The organism is Sphingomonas sp. Leaf9, from assembly GCF_001421355.1.
Taxonomy (GTDB): Bacteria; Pseudomonadota; Alphaproteobacteria; order Sphingomonadales; family Sphingomonadaceae; genus Sphingomonas.
Genome location: NZ_LMKC01000001.1, coordinates 530,470 through 549,264, shown reverse-complemented (window position 1 = coordinate 549,264; position 18,795 = coordinate 530,470). Strand labels below are relative to the sequence as shown.

The following is an 18,795-nucleotide window of genomic DNA, read 5'->3' as shown; positions in this document are numbered from 1 at the left end:
TGGCCGATGATCCGGGGGATCATTGGCATGCGAGACACTCGTCATAATCGGTCGTCTCGCCCAGATCGAACTTGGCCAGTTCCGACGTATTGTCCGCCTCGACGCCGCCTGCGAACCCAGCGCGCTGCACCGACTTCGACCGCAGGTAATAGAGCGATTTGATGCCCAGCTCCCACGCGCGATAGTGGAGCATCAGCAGGTCCCACTTCTCGACATCGGCCGGGATGAAGAGGTTCAGCGACTGCGCCTGGTCGATGAACGGCGCACGGTCACCCGCCAGTTCGAGCAGCCAGCGCTGGTCGATCTCGAAGCTGGTCTTGTAGGTGTCCTTTTCCTCTTGGCTGAGGAAATCGAGATGTTGGACCGATCCACCGCGCTCGAGGATCGAATTCCACACCGCGTCGCTGTTCTTCGCCTTCGCGATGAGCAGCTTTTCGAGATACGGGTTCTTGACCGACCACGAGCCGCTGAGCGTCTTGTGGGTGTAGATGTTCGCCGGGATCGGTTCGATGCACGCGCTGGTGCCGCCGCAGATGATGCTGATCGACGCGGTCGGCGCGATCGCCATCTTGCAGCTGAACCGCTCCATCACGCCCATGTCGGCGGCGTCGGGGCAGGGGCCGCGCTCGTTGGCGAGGTGCATCGACGCCTCGTTCACCTGCGCGGCGACATGGCGGAAGATTTTGAGGTTCCACGCCTTTGCCATCGCGCCTTCGAACGGAAGGCCGCGCGCCTGCAGGAACGAGTGGAAGCCCATGACGCCGAGGCCGACCGAGCGCTCGCGCTCCGCCGAATAGCGGGCACGCGCCATCTCGTCGGGCGCACGCTCGATATAGTCGGTCAGCACGTTGTCGAGGAAACGCATCACGTCCTCGATGAACCGCTTGTCGCCGTTCCATTCGTCCCAGGTTTCGAGGTTCAACGACGACAGGCAGCACACGGCGGTGCGGTCGTTGCCCAGGTGATCGCGGCCGGTCGGCAGCGTGATCTCGCTGCACAGGTTCGACGTCGATACCTTGAGGCCCAAGTCGCGGTGATGCTTGGGCATCGTGTTGTTCACGTGATCGCTGAACACGATGTAGGGCTCACCGGTCGCGAGGCGGGTCTCGACCAGTTTCTGGAACAGCGAACGCGCGTCGACCGTCGTGCGAACCGATCCGTCCTTGGGGCTCTTCAACTCCCATTCGGTGCCGTCGCGCACCGCTTCCATGAACGCGTCGGGGATCAGCACGCCATGGTGCAGGTTCAGCGCCTTGCGGTTGAAGTCGCCGCTGGGCTTGCGGATTTCGAGGAACTCCTCGATCTCCGGGTGGCTGACGTCGAGATAGCAGGCGGCCGACCCACGGCGCAGCGACCCCTGCGAAATGGCGAGCGTCAGCGAATCCATCACGCGGACGAACGGGATGATGCCGCTGGTCTTGCCGTTCAGCCCGACCGGCTCGCCGATGCCGCGCACGCTGCCCCAATAGGTGCCGATGCCGCCGCCGCGCGAGGCCAGCCACACATTCTCGTTCCATGTCTCGACGATGCCTTCCAGGCTGTCGGGGACCGAGTTCAGATAGCAGCTGATCGGCAGGCCGCGACCGGTGCCGCCGTTCGACAGGACCGGTGTGGCGGGCATGAACCACAGCTTCGAGATATAGTCGTACAGCCGCTGGGCATGATCGGCATCGTCGGCATAGGCCGACGCCACGCGCACGAACAGGTCCTGGTACGATTCGCCGGGCAGGAGATAGCGGTCCTTCAGCGTATCCTTGCCGAAATCGGTCAGCAGCGCGTCGCGCGAATGATCGACCTCGACCGCGTGGAGCAGCGCGTCGACCGTGCGGCTGTTGCGCTCGGGGGCCGGGGCGGCGGGGGCCGGATCGGCGAATTGCAGTTCGTTCATCTGGGCGTCCTGACTATCCTGAAAGGTCATCGTCCCGTTTCCTGTGTTCGGCGGGGAATGGATGCCCCTGCGTACAAAAATCGGCGTGTCGCCGGCCCGAACGAGACCCGGCGACGCAAAGGGCGCGTCACCGGTTTCGGTCGGCGTTATACTATGTCTAGCGGGTGCGCCGCCATCGGCACCACTAATTGTAGGAAATCGGCCCCGGCGCAAGCGGCTAAATTTTGCGCGCGACGGGGAACGGATCGGGTCCGCGGTGGCGGCCCTGCCGCGACGCGCGGACCTCTGCCGCCTTCGGGAAAAGCAAGTGGCTAAATGGGCAGTGCCACTATTTTTTCGGCCCGGCGGGGTTGCGTCATGGTGCCGGTCGGGGTGATCATGCCGGCAATCCATGTTCGCCGTACAACGGAGAAACGATATGGCTGCTCGCGGCTTGCTGAGCGCACCGGTGGGAACGGGACGTCGCGCGGCGAATCGTCCGGCCGACGTGCGTACCGTCCAGCATTTGTTCAACGTCATCGACGCCCGCGCCACCCTGCCCGAAAACGGGCGGTCCGACCCGGCGCTGGTCAACCGCATCAACCGGTTCCAGCGGGAGATACTGCGCTATCCCCATCCCGACGGGCGGGTCGATCCCGAAGGGCGCACGCTGCAGATGCTGCTGGCACGCGCGGGCGAGCGGATGCGCGCGCGTCGCGTCACCCCGCCGGCCGATGCCGACCAGTCGTGGACGAGCTGGGCGCAGGGGCAGCTGGCCGATCTGCAACGCGCGATGGCCGGTGCGTGGAGCACGCTGTTCGCCGATCGCAGCCGTGAACGCCGGGTCAGCGCGCCGTCGCCCGCCGGGCGCACCGCCGGCAAGGGCGCGGCGCCGGCCAACCCCGCGCCTGCGGGGGGCAGCGGCGGTGCGGCGCGCAAGCTGACCGATCGCGACTATATCGATGCGGCGGCACGGCTGGGCCGCGATATCGACCCGTTGCTGGTCCGGGCGCTCGCCACCGTCGAATCGGGCGGTCGATCCGGTTTCGGCGCCGACGGCCTGCCCAAGATCGCGTTCGAAGGGCACTGGTTCCGCAAGCTGACCAAGAAGAAATATGACGAGACGCACCCGCTGCTCTCCTACCCCTACAAGACGAAGGCCGGGTGGCAGTGGCAAAAGAACAACAAAGACCACGCCACCGCGTGGCGGACGCTGCGCGAGGCGATGGCGCTCGACGCCGATGCCGCGCTGCAATCGACGTCGTGGGGCATGTGCCAGGTGCTCGGCGCAAATTACTGGAAATGCGGATACAAGGACGTCTTCGCCTTTGTCGAGGCGATGAAGGCGGGCGAACGCGGGCAACTGGACGCGTTCGTCGGCTATTGCATCAAGACACCGGGCATGGTGTCGGCGCTGCGCCGCAAGGATTTCGTCGGCATGGCGCGCGCCTATAACGGCGACGACTATGGCACCTATGACAAGCAGTTCGCCCGCGAATACAAGGCATTGGGAGGCAAGGTTTGAAGACTTTATCTTTGGTTGCCGTCGGGTTGTTGCTGATAGCCGGTTGTGCCGAGGCCCGCCCACCCGCCGCATCGACCCTGCGTTCCGGCCTGTATGAAGGGCTGTCGCTGGCGGTGGCACCCGATGGGCGGGTCGTCGGGCATTTCCTGATGGAAGGGGAGCGGGACCGGCGCTGCGATTTCGTCGTGACCGGTCGGGTGGACGCGCGCGGCGCGACGATCCGCGCGCTGGCCACCCCCTATGGCGCGACGCGCCCGCCGGTCGGGCGGATCGATCCGACGGGCGACGGCGTGCGGCTGACCCTGCCGGGCAGCGGTAACCTGTCGGGCTGTGCGCAGGTGGCGGGACCGTTCCTCGACGATCCCAAGGGGCTGGAGCTGTCGCGCACCGGCGCTGGCGGATGGAGCGACCTTGCGCGGGTCCGGCTGGCCAAGGTGCCGCTGCGCGCGCGGCCGGATGCCCCTGCCGGCAAGGCCTATGTGGTCAAGGGCGATGTGGTCGGCATCGCCGCGCGGTCGGGCGCGAATGTCCGGGTGATCTATCCCTCCGACCGGCAGGCGCGATCCGAAGGCTGGGTAGCGGCCAGCGCGCTGGAGCCGGTCGCGCGCTGACGGGCGTTCGGGGTGCCGGTCAGGTGCGGCAGCGGCGGGCGACGCGCGTCTGCCATGCCAGCACCAGCGGCACGACGCCCAGCTCGATACCCAGCCCGACCAGATGCCCGGTCGACGGCACGCCGACCGTTACCAGCGACAGCAGCCGCGCCAGTCCGCCGATCACGACCATCGTCCCCAACAGGCGGAAGCGGCCGCCCTTGCGCTCGATGTCGGGAATGCAGCTGGCAAAGGCGATGCCCATCCCCAGGAACAGTCCCGACAGATAGCGGAAATGGCTGTCCATGTCGGTCGCCGGATCGCCTTGCAGCCATGCCGCGCCGTGCAGGATGCCGACGATCGACGCGCCGAACGGGACGATGCACACCAGCGCGACCACCGCCTGCAACAAGGTCCGTTCGTGCCGTGGCGTCATGCGCGTTCACGCTCCAGCAGTTCGGCGCGCACCCGGATCGCATGGACCGACAGCCGCACTTCGAACAGGAACCACACCAGCCCGCCGATCAGCAGCAGCATGGACAGGACGAAGCTGATCGCCACCGCCTTGCCCAGCCCCAGGTCGAGCAGTTCGGCGATGAACAGCATCGCGACGACGCTGCAATTGGCGACCGCCGACAGCACGACCAGGAACACCGCATTGTTGATGATGCGGATGCGCCGGTCGAGCAGCCGCAGTTCGAAGACGTGCCGGGCATGTTCCGGGCCGGTCGAACTGGGATGGAGTTTTTCCAGGTCGCGCGCCCGGTCGACGATCCGGGCCAGCCGGCCCACCATCACGTTCAGGATCGCCCCGATCCCGGCCAGCAGGAAGACCGGCGCGATGGCGGTCTGGATCGTCTTTGCGACGGTCGACAGGACAGGTTCGAATTCCACCGGATCGATATGCCTTGCCCACCGAGCAGGGGCAAGGCTGCGCAATCGGGCTGATGTTCTGCGCAATGACGGCGCTACCAGATCGTAACAGGTTCGTGGCAAAGCACTTTCATGCTGTCTCCGCCCGCTGCCGCCCAGCCTGTCGCCCGCGTCGTCGACGGACTCGCCGATTCGATCGACATGGTTGCCGCACAGGCGCCGGAGACGCACCGCTTCCTGCGCCGGCAATGGTATGCGGCGGCGGTCGAAAGCTATGGCGGGAGCACGCGGACGCTGCTGGTCGAACGGGGCGAGCGACCGGTGATCGCGCTGCCGCTGATCGGCCTCGGGCCGGCATGGTTGCGGCTTGGCCAGGTGCCGGGATGTTACTGGCCCTTTCGCAGCGGCCCGGTCGCGGCGGATGCCACCGCCGCCGATTTCGCCGCGCTGCTGGGCGGTGCACGCCGCACGACGCGCGGGTTCCGGCTGGGGCCGATTTATGACGGCGATCCACTGCTCGAGGGGGTGCAGGCTGCGGCCACTGCGGGGGGCTGGCGGGCGTTGCCGCGCTTCGTCGCCGACAGCTATCTGCTCGACATGCGGGCGCAGCAGGCCGAGGGGGCGTGGCCGCGTAATTCGACGCTGCGCAAGAACCGGTTCCACGAAAAGCATCTGGCCGACACGGGCGTGCCCGACTGGTCGTTCGTGTCCGGGCGCGACTGGACGCCGGGGGCATTCGATGCGCTGGCGACGGTCGAGGATGCCAGCTGGATCGCGACGCGAACCGATGGCAGCGACGCCAAGTTCACGGCCGGTGGCCATGGCCGCTTCTGGCGCGCGGCTGCGCAGGACCCGGTGATCGCGGACATGATGTGGGCCGCGCTGCTGCGGGTCGACGGACAACCGGCGGCATTCTCGTTCGATCTGAATGCCGGCGCGCTGAAATATGCGATCGCCAACAGCTATGATGCGCGCTTCGCCAAGCATTCGCCCGGCCGGCTGCTCTATTACCGCAACCTCGTCCGGGCGCTGGACGACGGCATCGCCTGCGTCGATTGGGGTGCGGGCGACAGCGGGTACAAGCGGGCGATCGGCGCCGATCGGGGACCCGCGATCCGCGACTGGCTGTTCCTGCCGCCGGGCCTGCCGGCATGGATCGGGCGGATGTTCGCCGGGCGTTGGGCGCATAGCGGCCACGCTGCGGTGCCGGAGGGCGATCCGGCCGCGGCGACGTGACGGATCGTCGGTTGGCGCGATCCTTGATACCATGGCGCGTGATCGGCGAATCGGGAATTTCGGATGGAGTGGCATCCCGGCAACCGGCCTGGGCGGCGTCGCCTGCCCGGCCGCTGTCGATGCCGCGCACCGCGCTGCTCGCCATCGCCTATGGCCTGCTGATCTACGGCCTTGCCGCGCTCATGCTGTGTGCCAGCCAGTGGCTCGATGGTGCCGAGCTGTTGTGGCTGGCCAATCCGATCGCCACGGCGACGCTGATCCGGCGTCCCCGGTCGCAATCGGCGCCGCTGCTGTGCATCACCGGCATCGCGCTCGTGCTGGCGAACGAATGGCGCTATGACAATTGGCGGTTGATGGTCGGCTATGGGCTGATCGACCTCATCAGCATCACCTTCGTCGCCTCGATGATCCGGCTGGTCCGTCCCGATCCGCGGATGTTGCGCGGTTATGTGACGATCGTCGTGATCGCGCTTGCCGGGGCGGGGCTGCTCACCGCGTTGTTCATGCAGTTCCGCCTGCTGATGTTCGGCGCTGTCACCTCGCTTGTCGCGACCCAGTGGTTTGCGGCCAACGCCATGGGACTGATCGTGCTGCTGCCGGCGCTGAAGGCGACGCGGCGGGCGGTGTCGGAGGAACTAGAGGTCCTCTCCCCCTCCATCATCGTCGTCGTCGCGCTGACCGCCGCGCTGACCGGCATCGTGTTCACGATGAGCAGCTATCCCGTGCTGTTCCTGCTGCTGCCCTGCGGGGTGTTCGCCGCTTTGCTGTACCGCTTCGCCGGGGCGGCGGCAGCGACGATCACCGTCAGTATCGTCGCGACGATCTGCACGGTGCGGGGCATCGGCCCCATCGCCGACCTGATGATGACGCCGGCGGATCGTGTCCTCTACCTTCAGCTGTTCATCGGGGCCTTCACGCTGACGGCCTTTCCCGTCGCGGCGCTGGTGTACGAACAGTGGCTGGGATTGCGGGAAATCCGCGACAATGAACGGCACCTGCGGCTGCTCGCCGATCATTCGACCGACCTGATCGTCCGGCTCGGTGCGGACGGGCTGCGCCGGTATGCGTCGTCGGGATCGGAACGGCTGCTCGGCTATCCGCCGGAGCAGTTGGTGGGGCAGAGTCCGTTCCAGCTGATCCATCCCGACGATCGCGACCGGGTGCAGCGTTGTCTCGCGGCATTGACCCCGACCGGCGAGAGCCTGGTGGTGCGGTACCGGATGCGCCACCGCGAGGGGCATTATCTGTGGCTGGAAGGGGCGTTCCGGCTGGTGGGGAATGATCCCGCTTCGGCGGAGGTGATCGGATCGATCCGCGACATCGCCGATCGCCATGCGGCCGAACGCGGCGCCGTCACGTCCTTCGACGAACTCGAGGAACAGCAGCGATTGTTGGCGATGGCGGAAAGCGCCGCCGGCATGGGCCATTGGCGGCTGAACCTCGCCGACTGGCGGCTGTTCTGGTCGCCCGAGGTCTTTCGCATCCATGGTGTCGAGGGGAATTGCGAACCCGGCATCGCCACCGCCATCCGATTCTATCACCCCGACGACCGGGATATGGTGCGCGATCGGATCGGCGTGGCGATCGCCAATGGCGGGTCGTTCGAATTCGACGCCCGCGTCGTGCGCGCGGATGGCGAGATGCGCTGGGTCCGGTCGCGCGGACAGGCGGAAACCGCGCCGGGGGCGGGCATCGTCGGCCTGTTCGGCGTGTTCCAGGACGTGACCGAACATGTCGCGGCGATGACCGATCTGCGCGCCGCACGCGAAGAGGCGGAACGCGCACTGGCGGCCAAGGCGACCTTTACCGCGACGATCAGCCATGAAATCCGCACCCCGCTGACGTCGATCCTCGCGGCGGTACAGCTGTTGCGCGACACGCCCGATCGCGTCGAGCGGATGCGGCATCTCGACTCGCTGGAGGCCGCCGGACGTACCCTGTCCGATATCGTCGACGACGTGCTGACCTTCTCCAAGCTGGAGGGCGGGCATGCCAGTCCGGAGGCGATCGCCTTCGAACCGCGGGCGTTGTTGCAGACGGCGGCCGGACTGTTCGCGGCGGAGGCGCGCAAGCACGCACTGTCGATCATGTTCGATGCACCGGCCGGTCAGGTCATCGGCGATCCGGCACGGCTGCAGCGGGTGCTGACCAATCTGGTCGGCAATGCCGTGAAGTTCACCCGCACCGGGTCGGTCCGCATCAGCGCCGCGCGCGAGGATGGCGACCTGTGGCGGTTCCAGGTCACCGACACCGGCGTCGGCATCCGCGACGACCGGCTGGAGGCGATCTTCGAACCCTTTGTCCAGGCGGATGCGTCGACCACGCGCAGCTATGGCGGCACCGGGCTTGGCCTCAGCATCAGCCGGATGCTGGTCGAATCGATGGGCGGCAGGATTCAGGTCGCCAGCCGTCCGGGTGCCGGATCGCGCTTCTGGTTCGACATCCCGCTCCCGTCCGCTGCGACCGTCGCCGACGCGGCCGACGACGCGCTGGCGATACCGCGTGCGACGCGGGAACCCGACCGCAGCCCGCCGATGACGGTGCTGGTGGCGGAGGATAACGACACCAACCGCTATCTGCTGGCGGAAATCGTCCGCCGGCTGGGGCATCAGGTCGTGGCGGTCGAAAACGGGGCGCGGGCGGTCGAATATGTCACGGCGACTGCGGGGAATCCCGTCGATCTGGTGCTGATGGACGTCCAGATGCCGGTGATGGACGGACTGGCCGCGACGCGCGCCATCCGGGCGTGGAGCGGGGCGGGGGCTGCGGTTCCGATCCACGCGATCACTGCCGACCTGTCGAACGAACGCCGTGCCGACATCACCCGGGCGGGGATGAACGGGGTGCTGACCAAGCCGATCGACATGGCGCAACTGAGCATGTTGCTCGACCGGAACGCGACCGCGCCGCGCCATACGCCGGCTTCGTCGCAGGCTTCCGGCGTCATCGATCCGCTGCGCATCCGCGCGTTGACCGATGCACTGGGCGCCGAGCAGCGCAACACCCTGCTCGCCCTGTTGATCGAGGATGCACGGCGGGTGCCCGCGCGGCTGCGGACGCTGCTGGCCCATGGCCGCAACAATCTGGCCCGGCGCGAGGCCCATGCCTTTCACGGTGCGGCGGCAAGCATGGGGGCCGCGCATCTGATCGCGGCGCTGACGGAGATCGAGGGGCTGGCGGATGACGCGACGGCCGACCCGGCGATGATCGACCGGCTGGACCATTGCGCGCAGGAAGTGATAGCCGCCGCGCAGGGGGCGATGCAGCCGGCGGCCTGATCGCGGTCAGTTCTCCGCGTCGAACGCCTGTAGTGCCAGCACCGCCTGCGTCCGGTTGCTGACGCCCAGCTTGCGGAAGATCGCCGACAGATGCGACTTCACGGTCGGCTCGGCGAGCTGCAGGTCATAGGCGATCTGCTTGTTCTGATGGCCGTTCACGATGGCGCGCAGCACGCGGAGCTGCGCGATCGACAAGGTGCCCATGCGTTCGGCCAGGTCGACCCGGCGATCCGCGTGGCTGGCAGCTGCGATATCGGCCGGCAGCCAGTCGTGCCCGTCGAGCAGTGCCCGGATCGCCGCGATCATCTGATCGATCGTCGAGGATTTGGGAATGAACCCCTTGGCGCCCAGCGCATGCGCCTGCGCGATCACCGCCGGTTCCTCCCGACCCGAAACGATCGCGACGGTCGCGGACGGGCGGATCGCCCGCAGCATCGCCAGCCCCGCAAATCCCTGTACGTCGGGCAGCATCAGGTCGAGCAGGATCAGATCATAGGCAGTGCTGCGGACCAGATCTTCCGCTTCGGCCAGCGTCGTCGCACAGTCTTTGGTAATGCCGGGGTCGACCGCCCGTGCCGCCATCCCCAGTGCGGTCGCGCACATCGGATGATCGTCGGCGACGAGAATGTGCGGCATTAACAATCCCTTGTTGGGGCGTCGGCCCTTATCACAAGGCGTCTATCACAATAATTCGCGCGACACACTAACAACGAATTCGCCCAACCAGAGCGTTCGCGGGGGATCAGGTCGAAACGGGACGGTCTGCAAAATCCTCGCGAAGGACCTGTTCGATCGGACGATCGATCCCACGAGTCAGATCGGCGGGCACGACCACCGAAAATCCGCGCGCGACGAGTCCGTCGATCGCCCAGCGCACGCAATAATCGGCGGCGACGCCGACCACGATCGCCCGGTCGATCCCTTGCCGCCGCAAATCGAGGAAGAAGGCGTCGCGTGCCATCGGCGGCTGCGCACCGTGCGGGTCGACGACCAGCAGCCCGTCTTCGGCCCACATGTCGAAAACGCCCTTCTCCAGCGTCCGGCAGGGGATGCCGGGCGCGATCGACAGCGGATCGAGCAGGTTGCGCCAGCCCGGCGTTCCCCTGACGCAGTGGATCGGGAACAGTGCCGCTTCGGCGCTGGCGGGATAGGTGTCGGCGAAATGGGTGTCGAAGGTGAACACCATCGCCGCCGTGTCGGCCGCGGTGCGCCGTGCCAGCCACTCGGCCAGCGGGCCGACGATCGCATCCGCGCCGGGCACCGGCAGCGCGCCGTCCGGCAGCATGAAATCGGCCTGGGTATCTACGACGACGATCAGGTCACGCATGATGGTTCTCCTTGATCCGCTTTACATATATTCTTATCGAATATATGTAAAGCGGATGAAAGGCGGTTTCCCTCGAACCTGCTGGAACCGGGCGGATTGCGCGGTACGGGGGAAGATGCGCCGGGGCGGTGGCTGTGCTTCGCTGCACGTCCCGTCCGGCTTTGGAAAGGCTGACCGATGGTGATGACCGATATTGCGACCCGCGTGTGGAACCATGGCTGGCGGCTCGACCCGGTGGTGCGCAGCCTGCTCGACACCGATTTCTACAAGCTGCTGATGGTGCAGATGATCCGGGAGGTGCACCCCGACGTTCATGCGACCTTCGCCGTCATCAACCGCAGCAAGTCGGTGCGGCTGGCCGAGGTGATCGACGAGGGCGAGTTGCGCGCCCAGTTGGACCATGCCCGCACCGTCGGCTTTTCCAAGCAGGAGCTCATCTGGCTGGCGGGTAACAGCTTCTACGGGGTGCAGCGCATGTTCGCCCCGGGCTTCATCGACTGGCTCGGCCGGTTTCGGCTGCCCCCCTATGAGCTGTCGGTTCGCGACGGGCAGTATGAGCTGCATTTCGACGGGCCATGGGCAGAGACGTCGCTGTGGGAAATCCCGGCGCTCACCATCGTCAACGAACTGCGCGCGCGGACGGCCCTGCGCGAGCATGGCCGCTTTGCGCTGGACGTGACCTATGCGCGGGCCAAGGCGCGGCTGTGGGACAAGGTGGAGCGGTTGCGCGACCTGCCCGATCTGGTCCTGTCAGACTTCGGCACCCGCCGGCGGCACGGCTTCCTGTGGCAGCGCTGGTGCGTCGAGGCGCTGCAGGAGGGGCTGGGCGACCGGTTCGTCGGCACCTCCAACGTCCTGCTGGCGATGCAGGCGGGCGTCGAGGCGATCGGCACCAACGCGCACGAACTGCCGATGGTCGAGGCGGCGTTGGCCGAGGACGATGCCGGCATCGCCGCTGCGCCGTACCGCGTGCTGGAGGAGTGGCGGCGGCATTATGGCGGCAACCTGCTGATCGCGTTGCCCGATGCGTTCGGCACCACCGCCTTCCTGCGCAATGCGCCGCACTGGCTGGCCGACTGGACCGGCTTTCGCCCTGACAGCATGCCGCCGATCGAGGGGGGCGAGCAAATCCTGCGCTGGTGGCAGGAACAGGGTGTTGACCCGCGTACCAAGCTGCTGATCTTTTCCGACGGGATGGACGTCGACAGCATCATGGCGACCTATCGCCATTTCCATGGGCGGGTACGGATGAGCTTTGGCTGGGGCACCAACCTGACCAATGATTTCCGCGGCTGTGACCCGCTGGGCGGCGAGGGGCTGGAGCCGATCTCGCTGGTGTGCAAGGTCATCAGCGCCAATGGGCGCCCGGCGGTCAAGCTGTCCGACAATCCGGCCAAGGCGACCGGCCAGCCGGAGGATGTCGCCCGGTACCTGCGCATCTTCGGCGAAGGCGGCCGGGTCGCCAGCCCGGTCGCGGTGTGATGCTCAGACCCGCACGTAGCGGAAATACCACATTTTAGGTATCGTTTGGGCTGTGAGGCTCGGAAATGCTGGGTTTTTCCTCCGATGGGGAGGGGGATTGTCGAGGCTGGCAATCACCGGGTAAGCACCATTTGGTTTTTGGAACTCTACAAGCTGCCGAAGAATGGCGCGGGGCTTGCCGCCAAGCAGATGCGCCGCCTACCATTGCCCCCAATGGACGACAACGATGAAGCGCCAACCGAGTCGGCCGATAATTCGGCCCCGCAAGATGCGCTTCCCGCTGCCGCTGTGCAGTATGGCGTCGTCCTTGAGGGTGCTGAGCCGTTCAAGTTCAACGAGAATGTGAACCCGACGTGGCGTGGTCAGGTGCTGCTGAACGACGGTTCGATCGCGCGCGCCTTCATTAAGGACATACCTCTTCGGGAACTGGCCAATGAGGTTCTGGCTGCCGCCATCGGGCTTCGTCTCGGGCTACCGATACCTACGCCGATAGTCGCACGGGCGGCGAAAGCCGATCTTCCCGCAACGAACATCCGTTTGCAGGACACTGAAGATCACATTGTGTTCGCATCGACGGCGATGCCGGCTGGTCCGGTTTTGCAAATGATACGAGACGCATCCGATAGCCTTCTTCCCGAAATTATGTCGCGAGTGACTAAATGGGACGGGCTAGGGACGCTCTACGGCTTCGATACATGGATTGCGAATATCGACCGGCACCGAGGCAACTTCCTCTTCGGAAGCGCTGATGAAGTATGGTTGATTGACCACGGATACAGTTTCACAGGGCCTGGGTGGACACCGTCCGATCTAAGGCCGGAAGTCTCTTACACGAATAGGCTGGCGGATTGGGTGACCCCGTATTTGACCCAAGCGCGAAAATCGGAATTAGTGGTCCAAGCCGCTGGGGCTCCGGCTACAATAAGTCAGCCGACGCTAGGCGGCATCGTGCGGGCAAATAGCGTTGATCGTCTCCTCGGAAACGACCTGCCGGCCCTCATTTCGTTTCTTCGTGAGCGGGTACCCTATGTCCCCAAGCAGTCGACAGACGCCCTTGGGCTGCTAATATGACCGACATGTTCTCGCTGACCGACTTTCCCAGCAAGCGCGCCCTGCGTCGGGGAGTGTGGGCCCCCGTCATTTTTACGCCGAATCCTGATAGTGTCGAGCGTCTGGTACTTGCGGTAGTAGCGGTATCGGGAATGGAATTTCACATCGCTACGGCGAACGCTGGTAAGCGCCTCAACTGTCTGTTCGGGCCTGCTGCGGCAACGGCGCTGATGGCACAGGAAGCGGCTGTTGCAGCGTTGCGTGCGGCGCTTGTGACAAAAGGGCAGGACGCGCTCAGCGAGGCGCGCTTCCCCTTCTCAGGCATCTCACTCGGTCCCGTCAGGAGCGGTGAAGCTCCTTCTATGCAACGGCTGGCCGATCTATGGTTGGAGGCGACGTCCTCGCTTCACCTCGCACAGAAGCCGGTCGCGACGGCAAGTGAGGAGGACGTCGCGTCTGCGGCCGATGCGATTGAGGCGCAGGCCGACAATGATCGGCTTCCGCTACTTGTCTACCGGCAGGTAGAACAAGCAGATCCTGATATTGCTAGCTTCTTCAGTTCGGACATTCGCAATCGTAGTCGTCAAAGGCGACCAGCACCTCAAAAGGTGTTCATAGGCTTTGCGGGGCAAAAGGTGGTCGCAAATTTCGCGACATTAAAGCCCACCCGCCCGAGGCCGATGATTGACCATATCAAGCGGCTGATGTTGGATCTGGCACAGCACCAAGAGGACGAGGCAACACGTATTGATCATCAGCGCGTTCACGAGATGATCGTTTATCACCGGGACGAATCTGACCCAGAGTATGACGAACGGCATCATACGCTTTTAACTGATATGATGGATGACCTTTGGGCGCAGGGGTCAAAGTTCGATGTGAAGGTGCAGCCGCGTACGTCGGTGGCCGCAATCGCGAAGCATGTCCAAAACGCAGAACGGGTTGCTGCGTACCATTAACTCAGTATGCTTCTCAACTGACAAACATCGCTTCGACGATAGCCTGCATCAACACCCCACGAGGCACCGGCACGCTGACCGATGTGTAGCCGGCATTGCGGGCGCGACGCTGGCCGTACAGGCCAATCCACTGCCGGCCATGTTGCCGCCAAGCGCGCTGTAGCGAGGGGACCGGAAGCAGGACGCAGGTAGCGGCTGGCGCGTGGGCATAGGCGATGAAGTCCGCCGCCAACGGCTTCTGCACCCACCCTGGCGACCGTGCCGCTTCATCCGACCAGCGTTCCAGCAGGACGTCCGGCCAGTCTTCGGTGCGGATCTTTTCGTCGACGGTATAGGTCCGACCGCACGCCAGCGTCAGCAGTCGATCGATGCCACCACGCTGCGCCCAGCCGTCGTTCCTGACCGCCACCGCAGACCGGAGCGACGGGAACGCGCGCCGGTAGATCGGCAACCACCATTCGTCGCCGAAGCGCTCGGACAACGCCAAGCTTTCGCGGAAGTGGTGGGTACGGCCGACACCCGCTGACCGGTTATCGATCAGCGGGAAGGGCTGGCGGGGAACTGGGGCCATATGGCCCGCGAGGCTAGTCGTCGGTCTTCTCCTGATCGTGGGTATCTTCACCGTCGGCGTCCGGTTCGAGGTCCGGGTCGCCATCCATGTCGTCGAGGCGGTCGATCATGCGTGCCACCAGCCGGTTGAGGGCAGGGCGGGGGAGTTGAGGTATCGCCGACAGGACGGCTTCTATCGGCAGTACGGCGGCGCGGCCGGGATAGATCAGCAGGGCGGTCATTTGCCACTCCCTACCCTAGTATGGCGGGCATAAAGCCTGCCTCGGGCTGTGAGGGGCCGTATGCAGCGGCGAACATCGTCGTAACTCACGCTCATGGCGTAAGCGATGTAACGCGACGATTGGCCGATGCGGGCGCGGCGGCGGAACTCTGCAAGCAATGTGGGTGGAAGGTAGGTCACGCCCGACCTGCCATGGCGGAATACACCGTGCCGCCGAACGAAAGGACCGGGCCAGCCGCCGCCAATGCGTCACGATAATCCCGGTGCGCCATCCGCAAACCAGATAGAATTACCGCGCATTCCAGCCCGCAACGGGTGCAGCGCTCGACGCAAGCCGGGTCGCGCAGCGTTAAGCCGTCCCGTTCTTCGGCGCGGGCGCGGTCATAGGCTGCCCATGCGATCCCCAACAGCTCGCGCGCCTCCTGAACAGGGATAGAGCGAGCCGGATGATCCAGTTTCGTAGCATTCAGGCTGTCGGGAGGCGTTCGGCTGGGATCGAACAGAGGGGCTTTTGCAGCGGCCATGTCACCGCTCCCCCGTCGCCATGCGGTCGATAAACGACGCGGTGCGCAGGATGCCGACGACCCGGCCTATCAGCTTCTCGCCCAACTTCACGGGATCGGCGTAGGGTCCATCGCTCGCGACGAAGGCCCCACGCTGTCCAGCGCGGATGCCGCCAGCGAACCAGCCGTGTTCCGTCTCTCGCGTCTGGATGATCCGGCAATGCCGTTTCTCGTAATCGAACTGCGTGGCCGGGGCGGATACGTACTCGATCAAGAACAGCCCGCCGTCGACCGGAACCCAACGCCCGCGCTCGGCAACGACGACTTCCCCTGACTGAATCAATGGGGCGTTGTGATCATTGTCGGCGGCGCAAACGGTCGCCCATGCCGGTACGCTGTCGAACATTTCCAGCGCGATCGGCTGGGGCTGCTTGGCCTCGTGCTGCTCCATGGGCGACAGCAGATTGCGTCCAGCGAACAGGGTCATAAGCTTGGTCTTGGGATCGGTTGCCATGTCAGAAGCCCTCCGCATGGAGGCGACGCGCATCGGCTGCGATGGCGGCGGTCCATTCAGGGTGAAAGGGAATGTCGCGGGAAGCGGCCAACTCGACCTTGATTGCGAGGGCCTTCCCATTGGGGGCCGGCACGTCCTCAATCAGGCGGTCCATTGCTTCGACCCACACGTCACAAGCCGCGTCCTCGTCGGGCGTGCTAATCGGCAACGCCTCGAAGTGGGCGCGAGCTTCGGTGTAGGCGGTGTGGGCGGCTTCCCATGCGGCTCGACGCTGTGTCCGCTCTGACTGCCGCTGCGCCGCCTCGGCGCGATACCGGGCGCGGTTGGCAATCTGCCCAGCCGTCGCATTCGCGGGGGTTCGCCCGATCTGGAACGACAGGTGGAGGCCGAACCATTGCAGGTCGAAGAACGACACGTCGCCTTCGTTGCCATGGTCCTCGCTAACCGCGTCCAGCCGCTCAACCGTCACCGAACCCCAGTTGTACCAAGGTTCGATCACGGACAGGGCGCGCTTGATGATGTCGGCCATCAGTGCGACTCCCCGTTCTGCTGTGCTTCGATGAAGCAACGGATCGCCTCGGCACGATCGGGCTTGCCCACGATTTGGGCCATAACCGGCGTCAGGTCGTCCGCCGGGCAGTCCTGCACAACCAGCCAAAGCTTCCGGCCTGACGCCAGAGCGTAGCCGCCGCCGATCCCGACGAAGGCCGATAGCCATGCGCGTGGGTCGAACGAGGTGGTGGCGCTGCGAAGCGCAGGTTGGGTGGCGTAGGCCATGGGTCAGGCCTCCCACACAATGAACGGGCCTTGCGACTGGCCGTACTCACGGACCAGCGTCGCGACCGCGCGCGGGTCTGCTGCCTTGGCGGACAGGAACGCGCGCCCGATCCCGCGCCGCCGCTCGCTCTCGGCGTCAGGCAGGCTGAGAGAATAGACGCTCTCAACGTCCAGCATCGCGCCCAACGCATTGTCGGGGCCGATCCAGACGCGCCCGCCGATGGCAAGGAACGCTCTGGCAGTGTCGGTGATGCTCGCCATTGTCATGCCTCCCCGCCGGCCGTGTTGGGCTGAAGGTCGAACCGACGCGACATGGACCGCAGCGCCCGCTGTTCCTGCGAGGTCAATGCCGGGCTGGGAGTGAAACAGAACAGAGCGATGTTGGCGGCGGCGCGCTCGACCAGCTTTGTGAGGTCGTGCAGCTTGCTTTCGGCTGGCGCTTCGCAGGCCAAGTCCATGAGGAGGTCTGTTGCCTCGGTGATCGCGATCAGGAGCGAGAGCGCGTCCGCAAGGGACGCCGGCTTCTGCCCCAGCATCAGGCGAGTGATTGCCTCGTCGTTCTGGCAGGCGTTGTCCAGCGAGGTTTGCGCCCAAACGGCGTCGGGGTTGTTGCGGTCGTTCGCTGCGGCGTCGGCAGCGGCAATGTCGCCCGCCACGGCGTTGCGAAGCTGCGCCAGCATGGCGACACGGGAAGGGTTCGACATGATCACGCCTCCATGCCAGCGAGGCGGCGAATGTCGGCAACCAGTACCTTCGCATCGTCGCCGTCGATCAGGTCACCAAACCGCGCTGTGATCACGTCCGCCTTTTCCGCAAGCGCGGGAAGGGACGCGACGGGGTATTCGATCAGCGCCCGCAACGCCTCGTTGCAGGCCGCATCGGCTGCCTCCCAGCGCGTCTCGGTATCGCCGATGAACGCGGCATAGCCGGCATCGTCTCGCGCCTTCCATGCCTTGTGTTCGGCCTCGCGGGCTTCCCAGCTCGCCAACCACTCAGGTCCGACAGCAGCCGTCAGTGCCTCTTGGAGAGGCAGAGACGTGTCGAACTCTGGGGACTCGATCGGCTTAGGTTCCGGTTCTTGCTCGGCTTTGCCCGCGTCCCATTCAGCCTCCCGCTCAGCGAACACGCTGTAGAGCGCGCGCTGGTTCGCGTCGGCCAATTGGAACGTCGTGTAAATCCGATCCCACGCGGGGTCCGGTTCGGTCGGGATCGTTGCGGAGGTCGCGGTTGCAGCGGGTGCCGTTGCCGGACATGCTGCGATCGGCAGGAAAGCAACGGCTGCCATCAGGTTGCGTCGGGTAGCGAGCATGGGTCAACCCTCCCGTGCAACGAGGCAGCCGTTGACGGCATTCCGGGCGAACAGGCGCTGGCACGCATCGGCGGCGATCACCGCTTCGATCGCTTCCTGCTGGCGCGCCGAGGATGCCCGATGATGGCCGGCAAGCAGGCGAGCATAGGCACCGGGGTTGCCGGTGCGCAGGTGCTGACGCGCCATATCGACGGTCTTCGTTGCGACGACGGTCAGGGCGGGAATTGCACGCACGGTCTTGGCCGGACGCACGTGGGGCGTTAGGGTCTTTACAGCCATAATCGTTCTCCTGGAACGGTGGTGGTCAGGCCGGACACGGAGGGCTCAAGCTCCTTGTTCGGCCGTTCTGACCTAATCGGTATCAGTGATTATACTGGCGCGCAAGCGTTTCCTGATGCTAAATAGATCATGATGGTATCGCCGGATCAGTGTCGTGCAGCCCGAGCGCTGCTGGGTTGGTCAGTCGCCGAGCTGGCAGCAGCGTCGTCGCTGGGAACGGCTACCATCAAACGCTTTGAGGCAGGGCAGGTCGTCAATGCCGCGTCGGTAACAGCGGTCGAACGCGCGATAGCTGGTGCCGGATTGATCCTTCTCGACGCTGGCGAGCCCGGTCCTGTGGGCGGCGAGGGGGTCCGGCGCGCTTAGCGCAATTTCCTGCCCTATTTTCCTTCCGCCCATAGCCTTCGCCACTTCACAAAACCGCTAATAGGCATAG

Annotated in this window: 22 protein-coding genes; 7 read left to right on the top strand and 15 right to left on the bottom strand. The window is 65.4% G+C overall.

The genetic code is table 11. The features are described from left to right. Positions 1–19: 19 nt before the first annotated feature. Positions 20–1,918 (bottom strand): ribonucleoside-diphosphate reductase subunit alpha, encoded by a 1,899-nt coding sequence (locus ASE58_RS02645; protein WP_055817626.1) that lies wholly within the window; start codon positions 1,916–1,918, stop codon positions 20–22. A gap of 388 nt (positions 1,919–2,306) precedes the next feature. Here ASE58_RS02645 and ASE58_RS02640 point away from each other — a divergent pair, with 388 nt between their 5' ends. Together ASE58_RS02640 and ASE58_RS02635 are read left to right on the top strand one after the other, a co-directional pair. After that, positions 2,307–3,392 carry an N-acetylmuramidase domain-containing protein gene (locus ASE58_RS02640; protein WP_162233496.1) on the top strand — a complete coding sequence of 362 codons (1,086 nt, stop codon included), beginning with the start codon at positions 2,307–2,309 and terminating at the stop codon, positions 3,390–3,392. Positions 3,393–3,418: 26 nt separating this feature from the next. After that, positions 3,419–4,003, top strand: a complete 585-nt coding sequence (locus ASE58_RS02635) for a hypothetical protein (RefSeq protein ID WP_156347578.1) — start codon at positions 3,419–3,421, stop codon at positions 4,001–4,003. A 19-nt stretch (positions 4,004–4,022) separates the two neighbouring features. Here the strand turns inward: ASE58_RS02635 and ASE58_RS02630 are convergent, their stop codons facing one another. Beyond that, positions 4,023–4,418 carry a DUF4345 domain-containing protein gene (locus ASE58_RS02630; RefSeq protein WP_055817619.1) on the bottom strand — a complete coding sequence of 132 codons (396 nt, stop codon included), beginning with the start codon at positions 4,416–4,418 and terminating at the stop codon, positions 4,023–4,025. After that, complete coding sequence (locus ASE58_RS02625) at positions 4,415–4,876, bottom strand: DUF2721 domain-containing protein (protein ID WP_055760134.1); 462 nt, start codon at positions 4,874–4,876, stop codon at positions 4,415–4,417. The genes ASE58_RS02630 and ASE58_RS02625 overlap by 4 nt, the downstream gene beginning before the upstream one ends. 111 nt (positions 4,877–4,987) lie before the next feature. Between ASE58_RS02625 and ASE58_RS02620 the strand changes: the two genes are divergently transcribed. Both ASE58_RS02620 and ASE58_RS02615 read left to right on the top strand, forming a co-directional pair. Further along, positions 4,988–6,091, top strand: coding sequence for a GNAT family N-acetyltransferase (locus tag ASE58_RS02620; RefSeq protein ID WP_055817617.1), 1,104 nt, complete (start codon positions 4,988–4,990; stop codon positions 6,089–6,091). 68 nt (positions 6,092–6,159) lie between these two features. Further along, the gene (locus tag ASE58_RS02615) at positions 6,160–9,369 is read left to right on the top strand and encodes an ATP-binding protein (protein WP_156347577.1); all 3,210 of its coding nucleotides are present in this window, start codon (positions 6,160–6,162) and stop codon (positions 9,367–9,369) included. A 6-nt stretch (positions 9,370–9,375) separates the two neighbouring features. Here ASE58_RS02615 and ASE58_RS02610 read toward each other — a convergent pair whose 3' ends face one another. Together ASE58_RS02610 and ASE58_RS02605 are read right to left on the bottom strand one after the other, a co-directional pair. Further along, on the bottom strand, positions 9,376–10,005 hold the full coding sequence (locus ASE58_RS02610) for a response regulator transcription factor (RefSeq protein ID WP_055817613.1): 630 nt from the start codon (positions 10,003–10,005) through the stop codon (positions 9,376–9,378). Between the two features lie 106 nt (positions 10,006–10,111). Continuing rightward, positions 10,112–10,696: a cysteine hydrolase family protein gene (locus tag ASE58_RS02605; RefSeq protein ID WP_055817611.1), complete on the bottom strand. Its 585-nt coding sequence runs from the start codon at positions 10,694–10,696 to the stop codon at positions 10,112–10,114. A 177-nt stretch (positions 10,697–10,873) separates the two neighbouring features. Here ASE58_RS02605 and pncB point away from each other — a divergent pair, with 177 nt between their 5' ends. The 3 genes from pncB (at position 10,874) to ASE58_RS02590 (ending at position 14,187) form a co-directional block, all read left to right on the top strand. Beyond that, positions 10,874–12,178, top strand: a complete 1,305-nt coding sequence (gene pncB, locus ASE58_RS02600) for a nicotinate phosphoribosyltransferase (RefSeq protein WP_055817609.1) — start codon at positions 10,874–10,876, stop codon at positions 12,176–12,178. A gap of 138 nt (positions 12,179–12,316) precedes the next feature. Then, entirely contained in the window at positions 12,317–13,249 is a 933-nt protein-coding gene (locus tag ASE58_RS02595) for a HipA family kinase (RefSeq protein WP_156347576.1), read from the top strand. After that, a complete protein-coding gene (locus ASE58_RS02590; RefSeq protein ID WP_055817604.1) occupies positions 13,246–14,187 on the top strand; it encodes a hypothetical protein in 942 nt (313 codons plus the stop codon). Before ASE58_RS02595 ends, ASE58_RS02590 begins: the two co-directional genes overlap by 4 nt. Positions 14,188–14,200: 13 nt before the next feature. Here ASE58_RS02590 and ASE58_RS02585 read toward each other — a convergent pair whose 3' ends face one another. The 10 genes from ASE58_RS02585 to ASE58_RS02545 all read right to left on the bottom strand — a co-directional run bounded on the left by ASE58_RS02585 (position 14,201) and on the right by ASE58_RS02545 (position 18,359). Continuing rightward, positions 14,201–14,668 (bottom strand): hypothetical protein, encoded by a 468-nt coding sequence (locus tag ASE58_RS02585; RefSeq protein WP_235513463.1) that lies wholly within the window; start codon positions 14,666–14,668, stop codon positions 14,201–14,203. Between the two features lie 103 nt (positions 14,669–14,771). Then, the gene (locus ASE58_RS02580) at positions 14,772–14,978 is read right to left on the bottom strand and encodes a hypothetical protein (protein WP_055817602.1); all 207 of its coding nucleotides are present in this window, start codon (positions 14,976–14,978) and stop codon (positions 14,772–14,774) included. Positions 14,979–15,153: 175 nt separating this feature from the next. Beyond that, the gene (locus tag ASE58_RS17780) at positions 15,154–15,501 is read right to left on the bottom strand and encodes a hypothetical protein (protein WP_156347575.1); all 348 of its coding nucleotides are present in this window, start codon (positions 15,499–15,501) and stop codon (positions 15,154–15,156) included. Between the two features lies 1 nt (position 15,502). Then, on the bottom strand, positions 15,503–15,994 hold the full coding sequence (locus ASE58_RS02575) for a hypothetical protein (protein WP_055817600.1): 492 nt from the start codon (positions 15,992–15,994) through the stop codon (positions 15,503–15,505). 1 nt (position 15,995) lies between these two features. Continuing rightward, positions 15,996–16,523: a hypothetical protein gene (locus ASE58_RS02570; protein ID WP_055817598.1), complete on the bottom strand. Its 528-nt coding sequence runs from the start codon at positions 16,521–16,523 to the stop codon at positions 15,996–15,998. Further along, positions 16,523–16,771 (bottom strand): hypothetical protein, encoded by a 249-nt coding sequence (locus ASE58_RS02565; protein ID WP_055817596.1) that lies wholly within the window; start codon positions 16,769–16,771, stop codon positions 16,523–16,525. Before ASE58_RS02565 ends, ASE58_RS02570 begins: the two co-directional genes overlap by 1 nt. 3 nt (positions 16,772–16,774) lie before the next feature. Beyond that, entirely contained in the window at positions 16,775–17,032 is a 258-nt protein-coding gene (locus tag ASE58_RS02560) for a hypothetical protein (RefSeq protein WP_055817594.1), read from the bottom strand. Between the two features lie 2 nt (positions 17,033–17,034). Beyond that, on the bottom strand, positions 17,035–17,475 hold the full coding sequence (locus tag ASE58_RS02555; RefSeq protein WP_055817592.1) for a hypothetical protein: 441 nt from the start codon (positions 17,473–17,475) through the stop codon (positions 17,035–17,037). 2 nt (positions 17,476–17,477) lie between these two features. After that, positions 17,478–18,080: a hypothetical protein gene (locus tag ASE58_RS17775; RefSeq protein WP_156347574.1), complete on the bottom strand. Its 603-nt coding sequence runs from the start codon at positions 18,078–18,080 to the stop codon at positions 17,478–17,480. 3 nt (positions 18,081–18,083) lie between these two features. Then, positions 18,084–18,359, bottom strand: coding sequence for a hypothetical protein (locus ASE58_RS02545; protein WP_156347573.1), 276 nt, complete (start codon positions 18,357–18,359; stop codon positions 18,084–18,086). Positions 18,360–18,795: the final 436 nt, after the last annotated feature.